Origin of the sequence: Anoxybacillus sp. (genome assembly GCF_036834105.1) — a bacterium.
Taxonomy (GTDB): Bacteria; Bacillota; Bacilli; order Bacillales; family Anoxybacillaceae; genus Anoxybacillus.
In genome coordinates this window covers 1-11,753 of the sequence record NZ_DAITON010000072.1, presented here as the reverse complement: position 1 = coordinate 11,753, position 11,753 = coordinate 1, and the positions used below count along the sequence as shown (strand labels likewise).

Genomic DNA, 11,753 nt, shown 5'->3' with positions numbered 1-11,753 from the left:
GTCTCTTTTTATGGTAATTATTGTTATAAAAATTGCTCATCTACAGTATATAATAGTAAATGAACGAAAAAAGAAAGGGTGATTTCCATGCCAGTTGTTGAATCAAATATGTTTCCGTTAGGAGAGAAAGCACCATCGTTTGAACTCGTCAACGTGATTGACGGACAAATCGTCCGACTAGAAGATGTCAAGTCGGATATTGCGACAGTCATCATGTTTATTTGTAACCATTGTCCGTTTGTTAAACATGTTCAAGGAGAACTTGTTCGTTTAGCTAATGATTATCAGCCAAAGGGCATTTCATTTATTGCAATCAATTCAAACGATGTAGAAAAATATCCAGACGATTCCCCGGAAAAAATGAAAGAAGTCGCCGAACAGCTTGGATATCCGTTTCCGTATTTGTTTGATGAAACACAAGAAGTAGCAAAAGCATATCAAGCTGCGTGCACACCGGATTTTTACATATTTAATGGGGAACTACAATGCGTTTACCGCGGACAGCTTGACGATTCACGACCAAGCAATGGGATCCCGGTGACTGGATCTTCCATTCGAGCCGCTTTAAATGCATTACTATCAGGGGAACCTGTTCCGAAAGAACAAAAGCCGAGCATCGGTTGTAGTATCAAATGGAAAGAAAAATAAAAAAACATTTGACATTCTCGTTTCGAGCCTATATACTAAAGAAGTACCATTTCGTTCGTTATATCAATGATCGTTATAAGCTGCACCTTTGTCGGGTTCATCTTATAAGGACTTGGCAAAAGTGTAGCTTTTATTTTATGAGTAATGCAACGGTGGTCAATCTTTAAAATTGTTTTGGAGGAATTTCACATGAACACAGGTAAAGTAAAATGGTTTAATGCAGAAAAAGGTTTTGGATTCATTGAGACGGACGGAGGTACAGACGTATTCGTTCACTTCACAGCGATCCAAGGTACTGGATTCAAAACGTTGGAAGAAGGCGAAAAAGTAACATTTGACATCGTGAACGGCAATCGTGGGCCGCAAGCGGCAAACGTCCAAAAAGCATAAATCGTCAAACGTACGGGGTCTCGCTTTTCGCGGGATCCCGTTTTTATATGCAACAAAACAAATTCACACTGGCGCAGCTTCGGAGCTGCAAGGACGGAGGAGAGGTAGGGGTTCCGTCGTTTTTGTTTGTTCAAACACGCTTATGGAAAGCGTGTCTTTTTTTAAATAAAAATACAGAAAATTTGATAAAAAACTATTGAAAAACGATAAATGATTCCATATAATAAACTCATGTTATAAAAATATACATAAGAATGTGAGGTAATGTAACATGAGTGAATTACTTGTATCTGAACAAACAAACACTTCAATCATTGAACAAATTAAAGAAGTGATAAAGCAAAAACATGTTGAACTATTACATTTGCAGTTTGTTGATATTGAAGGGATTTTAAAACATGTCACAGTTACAGCGGAGCAACTAGATGATGTAGTAGAAGGAAAAATAATGTTCGACGGATCATCGATTAAAGGATTCTCACCGATCAATCGTTCGGATTTATATTTACTTCCTGATTTACAAACATTCGCTGTATTGCCTTGGACAGTAGAGAATGGATACGCGGAGGCGCGTTTTCTCTGTTCTGTCGTCAATCCCGACGGAACGCTATTTGAAGGTGATCCACGCAACGTATTGAAAAAAACAGTTGAGCGGGCTAAACAAAAAGGATATACCATTTCTGTCGGACCTGAATTAGAATTCTTTTTATTTAAAACAGATGAAAATGGAAATGTAACAACGGAACCTCAAGATAACGGGGGATATTTTGAACCATCACCAAAAGATCTAGGTGAACGTGTCCGCTTAGACATTTATCGTGCATTAAAAGCGATGGGCTTTACGATTGAAGCTTCACACCACGAAGTTGCTGAAGGTCAGCATGAAATCAATTTCAAATACGCTGATGCGCTTGGTGCGGCAGACAACGCGACAACGTATAAGTGGGTTGTAAAAACGGTTGCTAGAAAATACGGATTGCATGCTACGTTTATGCCAAAGCCGATTTTTGGTATTAACGGTTCAGGAATGCACGTAAATATTTCTTTATTTAAAGATGGGGAGAATGCTTTCTTTGATCCGACTGACGACAATCAGTTATCTGAAACAGCATATCAGTTTATTGCTGGCTTATTACGTCATGTAAAAAGTTTTGCAGCCATTACCAATCCGCTTGTAAACTCATACAAACGTCTTGTGCCAGGATATGAGGCACCATGCTATATTGCTTGGTCGGCCTCCAATCGCTCAGCATTAATTCGAATCCCAGCTAAACGTGGATTAGCAACACGCGTTGAACTTCGTTGTCCAGACCCGTCCGCAAACCCGTATTTAGCTTTTGCAGTCATTGCTGAAGCAGGACTGGACGGCATAGAAAAAAGTAGCACTTGCCCTGCGCCAATTGATGAAGACATTTTCCACATGACAGCTGAACGTCGTGCAGAGCTCGGTATTGAAAACCTCCCAGGCAGTTTAGGAAAAGCGATTGAAGAATTAGAGGGTGGGGCTATCGGACGCCATACACTAGGCGATCATGTATTTAACGAATATATCGCAATGAAAAAGAACGAATGGGATAGCTATCGGACAGCTGTTCATACTTGGGAAATTGAACATTATCAAACGAAGTTTTAAGAGCGAGCACATTGAGCTCGCTTTTTTGCATGTTTTCATTATGTGTTTACACAACAAATGGTATATGATGATAGGTAGAAAAAAGGAAAGGGTGATATTGTGGCTAAACGAATCATTGCAATCGTTGTCGCCGTTTGCGTTGCCACAACGATGTTATGGATTTTCGGTTTAATCGTAACCATCCAAGACCAGTTTTTTTATGAAGCTTCTTCATCAACAAAACAAATCGAGGCGACAAATTCAAACTCAAAACAAAAAGATGCGCTTTCGATTGTCGCTCTCGGCGATTCGTTAACGCGTGGAACTGGAGATGAAACAGGAAAAGGATATGTCGGTCATGTGATGGATGAACTTAAAAGACGAACAGACAAACAAATTCAATTTACTAATTTAGCCATTAAAGGGCAGCGGTCTGCACAGCTTATTGAACAATTGAAACAAAAAGAAGTGCAACGTCAAATAAAAGAAGCAGACATCATCTTGATGACAATTGGAGGAAATGATTTATTTCGCGGTGGTGAAGCATTGCGCGATTTGTCGACAACACAAATAGAAAAAGAAAAGAAAAAATTTATTGAACAACTAAATACAATTTTCCTACTTATACGTAAGATAAACGAAAATGCACCTGTATTTTATATCGCCTTATACAATCCATTTAACGATTTAGACAACGGAAAAGAAACGTCGGCGATTGTGCGAAATTGGAACTATGCCGCATCCGAAGTGGCCGCCCAATACAAGTCCATCATTTGTGTTCCAACGTACGATTTGTTTGAACTTCAAGTAAACGACTATTTATATACGGATAAATTCCATCCAAATAAAGAGGGATACAAACGAATGGGTGAACGCGTCGCCGCACTTATCACATTAACGGAAGGAGAGAAATAATGGAAGAAACGTTAGTTGTACAAAACGTAAAAAAAACGATTGGAAAAAAAGAAATTATTAAAGGACTTTCGTTTTCTTTAAAAAAAGGAGAAGTGTTCGGCTTTTTAGGCCCAAATGGCGCAGGAAAAACAACGACGATTCGTATGCTCGTCGGATTAATCAAGCCGACATCCGGGAAGATTTTTGTTTGCGGATATGACTTGCAAAAACAATTTACAAAAGCCATTCAACATATTGGCTGTATCGTTGAAAACCCTGAACTTTACCCATATTTAAGCGGATGGGAAAACCTTGAGCATTTTGCACGTATGTTGCCGTCCATTCCTACAACACGCATTCAAGAAGTTGTTGAGCTCGTCGGCTTACAAAATCGGATTCATGATCTCGTTCGAACATACTCTCTTGGCATGCGGCAACGTCTCGGCATCGCACAAGCGTTACTTGGAAAACCTACCGTGCTCATTTTAGACGAGCCAACGAACGGTCTAGACCCTGTCGGCATTCGCGAAATGAGACAATTTATTCGTACACTTGCCGAACAAGAACAGTTAACCGTTCTCGTTTCTTCCCATTTGTTAAGCGAAATACAACTGATGTGTGATCGGGTGGCCATCATGTCTAAAGGGGAAGTTATTCGCATTGATACAGTTGAACATTTATTGAAAGAACAAGCACGGACATACTGGAATGTTCACCCGATTCATATCGCAAAACAAATATTAAAAAACGAAACAACCGTTCTAGGTGAAAAAGATGACTTCATCGTTACAGTTTACGAAGCAAACGAAGTCATCGCCCGTTGTAATGCCCGCCTAATTGAAGCCGGAGTGAGTGTGAGTAGTATTGAGCGCAAACTTCCAACACTCGAAGACTTATTTATCGAATTAACAGGAGGGGAAACGATTGATTAATCTCGTATACAATGAAATGTTAAAAATCGTTCGTAAAAAGCGGTTGTTTATTATCGCAGCAATTGTTGCTGTTCTCGTTAGCTTGTTTACATATGCACAATTTAAACAAGTTGAAACGATTCGAGAACGAATCGGAACAACAGATTGGCGCACACAACTACAACAACAAATTATCGATACACAAAATCGGTTAAATTCAACAGGAATTTCTGAGGAGTGGAAAAAATTTCTTAAAATTCGTTTACAACAACAACAATATTATTTAGACAATGACATTAATCCGATGGCACCTGGTGCACCGACGTTTATGCGCATGTTCATCGAAAATTCGATTGAACTGTTTTTGCCGCTTCTTGTTATGGTCATTGCCGCTGACCTTGTCTCGTCAGAAGCAAGTGGGGGAACAATTAAACTATTGTTGACACGTCCTGTGAAACGATGGAAAATTTTAATGAGCAAATATATCGCTATGATTTTATCTACATCCTTTATCGTGTTTTCCGTTGCAGTTTTATCGTATGCCATCTCGGGCATTGTATTTGGATATGGCGGATGGAATTTGCCTCTTTTAACAGGATTTTCGATTCAAGGTGAAGAATTAAATACAGCGGGTGTTCACCTCATTCCTCAATGGAAATACTTACTTATTGAAATTGGACTTGCTTTTTTTGTTTCACTCGTCGTCGGCACGCTTACATTTATGCTTTCCGTGTTGCTGCGTAGCACAGCAGCAGTAATGGGAATCATGCTCGCCGCTCTTATTTCTGGAGCGATTTTATCAAGCATGGTGTCGTCATGGGAATCCGCAAAATATTTGTTTATGGTCAATTTGCGACTCACAAGCTACGTTAGTGGCATGGCACCGCCTATTGATGGAATGACACTTTCATTTTCGATGACTGTACTAGCCATTTGGGCGCTTGTAGCGCTTATCATTTCTTTTTATGTATTTACGAAAAGGGATGTTTACTGATGAAAAAAAGGTTGTATACCGCGATGGAGAAGTTGCAACAGCGAACGCCAACGATCATGGACTTTGACACATTTGCTACATATGCCGTACTTCTCCCGCTCGTCCGTCAAAATGACGATGTATTTGTTTTATTTGAAGTGCGTTCATTTCAGTTGCGTCGTCAACCGGGGGAAATTTGTTTTCCGGGTGGCAAGATAGACGAATGCGATCAAAATCCGAGCGATGCCGCTGTTCGTGAAACGTGTGAGGAGTTAGGCATTCAAAAAGAAAGCATTACACACATCGTCCCGCTTGATTACATGTTATCGCCGTTCGGTATGGTCATTTATCCGTTTGCTGCGTTTGTAGATACGACGTGCATGAAAATAAATGAAAAAGAAGTGGCAGAAGTATTTACCGTTCCGCTATCCTTCTTTGTTGAAACAAAGCCAGACATATATCACGTTCAGCTTGAACCGAAACCCGAAGAGCATTTCCCGTTCGAACATATCCCAGGGGGAAGGCAGTATAATTGGCGGCCGCGACAAATCGAAGAGCATTTTTATTATTACAAGGATAAAGTCATCTGGGGACTGACAGCAAAAATTGTTCATCATTTCACTCGACTCATTCAAACAAAGGAAGGAGAATACGCATGACAAAACCGGTTGATTTAGGGTTTGGTATTTCGCTTATTGATTTATATGACTTACAAACTGCTCAACGAACAGGAGCATATGTATTTCAAGAGGAAGAAGTGACAATTATCGAAACGAGCGCAAGCCCCTCGATCCCGCATTTAATTAAAGGGCTAGAAGCATTGTCCATTAACTTACACGATGTGAAAAATATTATCGTCACTCATATTCATTTAGATCACGCGGGCGGGACGGGTGTGTTATTGCAGCATTGTCCAAATGCTCGCGTATTTGTCCATCCAAAAGGTATGCGCCATTTAGCTGATCCGTCTCGTCTTATTCAAGGAGCAAAAGCGGTTTATGGTGAAAAATTTGACGCATTGTTTGACCCAATCGTTCCAATTCCTGAAGACCGATTAATTGCAAAGGAAGATGGAGAGACGCTACAAATTGGAAAGGATCGCACGCTAACGTTTATGCATACACCGGGACATGCGAATCACCATTTTTCCATTTATGATTCAAAAAGCAACGGTATTTTTACAGGTGATACAGCTGGCGTTTTTTATCCGCAACTTCTTTCATACTACGTAGAGCTATACTTGCCATCTACATCACCAAATCAATTTGATCCCGAGGCGATGCTTGCATCCATTGAAAGATTTAAGGCATTACGTCCAGGGCGTATATATTTCGGTCATTTTGGCATGTCGCAGCAAGTGCAAACGGTTTGGGAACAGTTGCACTACTGGCTTCCTATTTTTGTTCAAGTAGGCAATGAAGTCGTGAGTGAACGAGCCAATCAATCGTTTACAGAAAAAACCGAGGCCGTTTTCAATCGTTTATTTGAGATCGTTCGTACCTTTTTGCGTAAACAACAAGTACCAGATGATGCTGATGTATATCAACTACTTCAGCTTGATTTACAAGTATGCGCAATGGGGCTTGTTGATTACGTTGAGAAACAAAAAAGGTAATTGACGAAATATAACGTTTTCGCTATAATTTCTTTGGCACCCCCACCATACGGAGGAGTACCCAAGTTCGGCTGAAGGGGTCGGTCTCGAAAACCGATAGGGGTGTCAAAGCCCGCGGGGGTTCGAATCCCCCCTCCTCCGCCATCTTCCTCTTCCTGTTCCTTCTTCAGTAATCTTCATCTTTGTTTTTTATTCCAACTGCGAGGATGTGGCATATTGAAAAAGTATTATGTCGTTTGGCAAGGAGCAAAAACAGGCATTTTTTCATCTTGGGATGAGTGTAAACAGTACGTCATTGGCATTCCCGGGGCAAAATATCGCTCATTTTTATCGAAAGAAGAAGCAGAGCGAGCATTTGCATCTGGTCCAATGATGGGCGGCGCGAAGAAGAATAAGGTCGTCGAACGTTCAATGAGTTATATAGAAGAAAGCTTGTGCGTAGATGCAGCATGTAGCGGCAATCCTGGGGCAATGGAATACCGAGGAGTACATACGAAAACAAGGGAAGAGTTTTTTCGCGTTGGACCGATGATCGGTACGAACAACATTGGTGAATTTTTAGCCATTGTACACGGACTAGCATGGTTACAGAAACAAAACAAAAATTGGCCGATTTATTCAGACTCCGCTACGGCTATAAAATGGGTGAAAGAAAAAAAAGCGAATACGACGCTTGCCCGTACTGCTGAAACGGAACGTGTTTGGCAGCTCATTGAACGCGCCGAAGCGTGGTTGCGCACACACCATTATACAAACGAAATTATAAAGTGGGAAACGGAACAATGGGGAGAAATTAAAGCGGACTTTGGACGAAAGTAAAAGGAGAGGGAATCAACCTTCTCCTTTTTGCATGTCATCAAGTTGTTGTTTTAGTCTTTGTTTATCAAGCTGTTCACCGATAATGACAAAATGTAGTGGAACGTTCATCTCTTCTTTCATATATAGTGGTGTCCCATAAGCGTACTGAAAAGAGTAAACCCCGCTTGTATGAGTAAAACGCAAAAAACCTTTCATACGATAAATTGTATCAGGCAACTGGCGCACCCATCGTTCAAACATATGTAAATCAATCGGCTTTGTAAATGTATGTACATACGTTTGAATGCGCAACCGCTCAACGTTCAGCCGCTCATGTTCGTTTCGCATCCGATGTGACAGAAGATGAATATCATCTATGCGGACGTTAGAGTATGTCGTGAAAATGATGCGCGCATCACTATTGATTGCTTGTAACTCAAACGATAATTTCGCCTGCGCATCTACACATAATTCGTCTGTCTTATTGACAATTAATACATCTGCGTGACGAACTTGTTCTTTTAATAACATTTGCAGTGGAACAGAAAGTTGTTGACGATTTGACCAACGCGTAGCGTCAATCGTTGTAATGATACCTCTCATTTGAACGCGACCAGCAAATAATGGCGACATGCATGCATCGAGCACTTCAACTGGATGCGCTACCCCTGTTGTTTCAATATAAATCACATCTAATGCGTGTTGCTGGAGAAGAGAATAAATCTCTACTTCAAATTGATCTTGAATCGTGCAACATACGCACCCGCTCAATAATTCGCTTAACAGAGCATCTTCAGAAACGGCATGTGAATCAATGGATACTTGACCGATCTCATTCATCACAACCGCTACTTTTCGTCCTCGTTCTTTTTCGCTTTGCAAGAGACGCTTTAATAGTGTCGTTTTCCCGCTTCCAAGAAATCCAGATAAGATGTATATGTCTGTATGTTTCATAAAACGCTCCTTTCTACATGTTCCCTTTTGATCATAGTCAAAAATAACAAATAGCACAACAAAAATATATCGTGCATCGATGAGCAATTTTCTTAAAAGAAAAAGAAAAAAATGATGCATTGGTCCGTGCATACCTTTGGTTTTCTTTCATATACATATCTTTGTAATCCTTTTGGAAAAATTTTTATTATGTATTTACAAACTTATCTTATCATGTATATAATTTACTATATCAAATCATTTGGGAAGGAGGGAAGGACCATGATGACAATGACAGGAGTATGGAACACAACTGAACAAAGAAAGATTGGTCCAACCTTCCCATGTTAAGAACATTGATCTTTTCATAAGCGCTTAAAAGCCGCAAGGAAGGTTCTGTTCCTTGCGGCTTTTATTCTCAGTCCGCAAAGGGATCTTCTCTTGCGGATTTTTTATTGAAAGGAGGTGAACAAGTGATGAAGTTTCATTTATTTTTCTTAACAATTTCTATTCAACGACGAATATGGACGGCTGAAGAAATAGAACAAGAACAGCTCATTCATCAACTCGAAGAAGAGATTATGGATCGCAAATGTTCAATGTACCAATGGTTTTAATTTAGAAAACAAATACATGTTGAAGGGGGAATGAAAAATGAAACAACAACCTAAAACGAATATCACATGGACGGTAGATGACGATTAGTTTTACACCAAAAGAGTTGATCAATCGATCAGCTCTTTTTTAAGTTTACAAAATCTTTACTTGTCTATATAAGTACATGCTTATATAATGATTATCGAATGAAGGAGGGAGGTATATGTGTCAAATCGAGGAGATAGCCAACATTTTAAAACTACTAGGTGATAAAACGAGGCTGAAAATCATGGCTATATTAAATGAAGCAGATTGTTGCGTATGTGAGCTCGTTGATATTTTACAAATGAGCCAGCCAGCGATTAGTCAACATTTACGAAAATTAAAAGATAGTGATTTAGTGAAAGAAACGAAAAAAGCGCAATGGGTGTTTTATTCACTAAACAAACAACATGAATTTTATTCATTCGTTCAAAACATTCTCGTTCACTTACCGAATCAGAAAGAAGAAATTCGTAAGCTTGAGGCAGATGGAATGCGCATCCGTTGTGAATAAGACGAGAGGAGTGGTTTTTTGCTTTCTGTTATTCTCGCATCATTGATTTTCCTCGTGACACTTTTGTTTGTCATTTGGCAACCACGTAATCTATCGATCGGTTGGTCGGCGTGCGGCGGTGCGATATTAGCATTGCTCGCTGGGGTTGTCGATTTTCAAGACGTGATTGACGTGACGAATATTGTATGGAATGCCACACTTGCTTTTATTGCACTTATTATTATTTCATTAATCTTAGATGAAATCGGGTTTTTTGAGTGGGCAGCTTTACATATGGCACGAGTTGCTAATGGGAATGGCGTTCGCATGTTTGTATTCGTTTCCTTGCTTGGTGCGCTCGTATCAGCGTTTTTTGCTAACGATGGGGCGGCATTGATTTTAACACCAATTGTTTTGGCGATGGTGCGCGCGTTGCAATTTGACGAGCGAAACGTGCTGCCGTTTATTTTAGCGGGGGGTTTTATTGCGGATACGACATCGTTGCCGCTTGTTGTGAGCAATCTTGTCAACATTGTATCAGCGGACTTTTTTAACATTAGTTTCGTTGAATACGCAACACGTATGATCGTTCCGAACTTTTTCTCACTTATAGCGAGCATCTTAGTGTTATATGTATACTTCCGAAAAGACATTCCAAAGCGCTACGAGTTGTCTCATGTCAAGCGACCGTACGAAGCCATTAAAGATGTACGCATGTTTCGATTGTCATGGTTCGTCCTTAGTGTTTTGTTAATCGGTTATTTTGTCGGCGAATTCGCAAACATTCCTGTTTCATTTATTGCCGGCGCTGTCGCTTTATTATTTTTATGGATGGGGAGACGCAGTCCCGCTGTGCATGTAAAACAAATATTAAAAGGGGCGCCTTGGGCTGTCGTTTTTTTCTCGATCGGGATGTATGTTGTTGTATACGGATTGCGTAACGTTGGACTGACAACGATTCTAACTGACATTATTGAAGGAGCAGCAAGTCAAGGATTGTTTGTTGTAACGATGGCCATGGGCTTTATCGCAGCTATTTTATCATCTGTGATGAACAACATGCCAACAGTAATGATCGATGCGCTAGCCATTGCCGATACAAATACGACAGGAGTCATTCGTGAAGCACTCATTTATGCGAATGTAATTGGCTCTGATTTAGGACCGAAAATTACACCGATCGGCTCGCTTGCTACACTTCTTTGGTTGCATGTACTTTCGACAAAAGGAGTAAAAATCACGTGGGGCACTTATTTTAAAAATGGTTTAATTTTAACCATCCCAACGTTATTTATTACTCTCGTTGGGTTATATATATGGTTACTTATCATTTATTAAAAGGAGTCGAGAAGTAATGAAAAAAGTAATTTATTTCTTATGCACAGGAAACTCTTGCCGCAGCCAGATGGCAGAAGGATGGGCAAAAACATATCTTGGGGACGAATGGGAAGTATATAGCGCTGGGATTGAAGCACATGGTTTAAATCCAAACGCAATAAAAGCGATGAAAGAAGTGGGGATTGATATTTCGAACCAAACATCTGACGTCATCGATCCAGAAATTTTAAACAAGGCCGATTTAGTCGTGACATTGTGCGGACATGCAGCTGATCATTGTCCCGTAACGCCACCGCATGTCAAGCGTGTTCATTGGGGATTTGACGACCCGGCTAAAGCAGAAGGGACAGAAGAAGAAAAATGGGCTGTTTTCCAACGCGTCCGCGATGAAATTGGGGCGAGAATTAAGCGATTTGCTGAAACGGGAGAGTAAGAAACAAAAGCGAGGAGAAGATTTTACTGCAGTGGAGAACGTGTATGCGATGCACCTTGGATCTCTGCTTCACTGA

Annotated in this window: 14 protein-coding genes and 1 tRNA gene; 14 read left to right on the top strand and 1 reads right to left on the bottom strand. The window is 40.3% G+C overall.

Annotated elements, in window-relative coordinates; translation table 11 throughout:
• The first annotated feature begins 87 nt into the window (after positions 1 to 87).
• The 10 genes from V7Z64_RS08430 to V7Z64_RS08385 all read left to right on the top strand — a co-directional run bounded on the left by V7Z64_RS08430 (position 88) and on the right by V7Z64_RS08385 (position 7,862).
• Positions 88 to 648, top strand: a complete 561-nt coding sequence (locus V7Z64_RS08430; RefSeq protein ID WP_297988548.1) for a thioredoxin family protein — start codon at positions 88 to 90, stop codon at positions 646 to 648.
• Between the two features lie 189 nt (positions 649 to 837).
• The gene (locus V7Z64_RS08425) at positions 838 to 1,038 is read left to right on the top strand and encodes a cold-shock protein (protein ID WP_003398700.1); all 201 of its coding nucleotides are present in this window, start codon (positions 838 to 840) and stop codon (positions 1,036 to 1,038) included.
• Positions 1,039 to 1,309: 271 nt separating this feature from the next.
• Entirely contained in the window at positions 1,310 to 2,671 is a 1,362-nt protein-coding gene (gene glnA / locus V7Z64_RS08420; RefSeq protein ID WP_297988555.1) for a type I glutamate--ammonia ligase, read from the top strand.
• A gap of 99 nt (positions 2,672 to 2,770) precedes the next feature.
• Positions 2,771 to 3,565, top strand: a complete 795-nt coding sequence (locus V7Z64_RS08415; RefSeq protein WP_297988557.1) for an SGNH/GDSL hydrolase family protein — start codon at positions 2,771 to 2,773, stop codon at positions 3,563 to 3,565.
• Positions 3,565 to 4,476, top strand: coding sequence for an ABC transporter ATP-binding protein (locus V7Z64_RS08410; protein WP_297988560.1), 912 nt, complete (start codon positions 3,565 to 3,567; stop codon positions 4,474 to 4,476). Before V7Z64_RS08415 ends, V7Z64_RS08410 begins: the two co-directional genes overlap by 1 nt.
• Positions 4,469 to 5,449 (top strand): ABC transporter permease, encoded by a 981-nt coding sequence (locus tag V7Z64_RS08405; protein ID WP_297988563.1) that lies wholly within the window; start codon positions 4,469 to 4,471, stop codon positions 5,447 to 5,449. Before V7Z64_RS08410 ends, V7Z64_RS08405 begins: the two co-directional genes overlap by 8 nt.
• Complete coding sequence (locus tag V7Z64_RS08400) at positions 5,449 to 6,087, top strand: NUDIX hydrolase (RefSeq protein ID WP_297988565.1); 639 nt, start codon at positions 5,449 to 5,451, stop codon at positions 6,085 to 6,087. The genes V7Z64_RS08405 and V7Z64_RS08400 overlap by 1 nt, the downstream gene beginning before the upstream one ends.
• Complete coding sequence (locus tag V7Z64_RS08395) at positions 6,084 to 7,043, top strand: MBL fold metallo-hydrolase (protein WP_297988568.1); 960 nt, start codon at positions 6,084 to 6,086, stop codon at positions 7,041 to 7,043. The genes V7Z64_RS08400 and V7Z64_RS08395 overlap by 4 nt, the downstream gene beginning before the upstream one ends.
• A gap of 51 nt (positions 7,044 to 7,094) precedes the next feature.
• A tRNA-Ser gene (locus tag V7Z64_RS08390) sits at positions 7,095 to 7,187 on the top strand.
• A gap of 72 nt (positions 7,188 to 7,259) precedes the next feature.
• Positions 7,260 to 7,862, top strand: a complete 603-nt coding sequence (locus V7Z64_RS08385; RefSeq protein ID WP_297988570.1) for a ribonuclease H1 domain-containing protein — start codon at positions 7,260 to 7,262, stop codon at positions 7,860 to 7,862.
• Between the two features lie 12 nt (positions 7,863 to 7,874).
• Here the strand turns inward: V7Z64_RS08385 and V7Z64_RS08380 are convergent, their stop codons facing one another.
• The gene (locus V7Z64_RS08380) at positions 7,875 to 8,795 is read right to left on the bottom strand and encodes a CobW family GTP-binding protein (RefSeq protein WP_297988573.1); all 921 of its coding nucleotides are present in this window, start codon (positions 8,793 to 8,795) and stop codon (positions 7,875 to 7,877) included.
• A 455-nt stretch (positions 8,796 to 9,250) separates the two neighbouring features.
• On the opposite strand from V7Z64_RS08380, the gene V7Z64_RS08375 reads away from it, so the two are divergent.
• The 4 genes from V7Z64_RS08375 (at position 9,251) to arsC (ending at position 11,677) form a co-directional block, all read left to right on the top strand.
• A complete protein-coding gene (locus V7Z64_RS08375; RefSeq protein WP_003397180.1) occupies positions 9,251 to 9,391 on the top strand; it encodes a YrzI family small protein in 141 nt (46 codons plus the stop codon).
• A gap of 203 nt (positions 9,392 to 9,594) precedes the next feature.
• Positions 9,595 to 9,927 carry an ArsR/SmtB family transcription factor gene (locus V7Z64_RS08370; protein WP_297988575.1) on the top strand — a complete coding sequence of 111 codons (333 nt, stop codon included), beginning with the start codon at positions 9,595 to 9,597 and terminating at the stop codon, positions 9,925 to 9,927.
• A gap of 18 nt (positions 9,928 to 9,945) precedes the next feature.
• Positions 9,946 to 11,244, top strand: coding sequence for an arsenic transporter (locus tag V7Z64_RS08365; protein WP_297988577.1), 1,299 nt, complete (start codon positions 9,946 to 9,948; stop codon positions 11,242 to 11,244).
• A gap of 16 nt (positions 11,245 to 11,260) precedes the next feature.
• Positions 11,261 to 11,677: an arsenate reductase (thioredoxin) gene (gene arsC, locus V7Z64_RS08360; RefSeq protein ID WP_297988579.1), complete on the top strand. Its 417-nt coding sequence runs from the start codon at positions 11,261 to 11,263 to the stop codon at positions 11,675 to 11,677.
• The last annotated feature ends 76 nt before the right edge of the window (positions 11,678 to 11,753 follow it).

Excerpts from the sequence above, each read along its gene's own strand:
- V7Z64_RS08430 (WP_297988548.1), top strand. The coding sequence starts at position 88 with ATGCCAGTTGTTGAATCAAATATGTTTCCGTTAGGAGAGAAAGCACCA.
- V7Z64_RS08425 (WP_003398700.1), top strand. The coding sequence starts at position 838 with ATGAACACAGGTAAAGTAAAATGGTTTAATGCAGAAAAAGGTTTTGGA.
- glnA (WP_297988555.1), top strand. The coding sequence starts at position 1,310 with ATGAGTGAATTACTTGTATCTGAACAAACAAACACTTCAATCATTGAA.
- V7Z64_RS08410 (WP_297988560.1), top strand. The coding sequence starts at position 3,565 with ATGGAAGAAACGTTAGTTGTACAAAACGTAAAAAAAACGATTGGAAAA.
- V7Z64_RS08400 (WP_297988565.1), top strand. The coding sequence starts at position 5,449 with ATGAAAAAAAGGTTGTATACCGCGATGGAGAAGTTGCAACAGCGAACG.
- V7Z64_RS08395 (WP_297988568.1), top strand. The coding sequence starts at position 6,084 with ATGACAAAACCGGTTGATTTAGGGTTTGGTATTTCGCTTATTGATTTA.
- V7Z64_RS08380 (WP_297988573.1), bottom strand. The coding sequence starts at position 8,795 with ATGAAACATACAGACATATACATCTTATCTGGATTTCTTGGAAGCGGG.
- V7Z64_RS08375 (WP_003397180.1), top strand. The coding sequence starts at position 9,251 with ATGAAGTTTCATTTATTTTTCTTAACAATTTCTATTCAACGACGAATA.
- V7Z64_RS08370 (WP_297988575.1), top strand. The coding sequence starts at position 9,595 with ATGTGTCAAATCGAGGAGATAGCCAACATTTTAAAACTACTAGGTGAT.
- arsC (WP_297988579.1), top strand. The coding sequence starts at position 11,261 with ATGAAAAAAGTAATTTATTTCTTATGCACAGGAAACTCTTGCCGCAGC.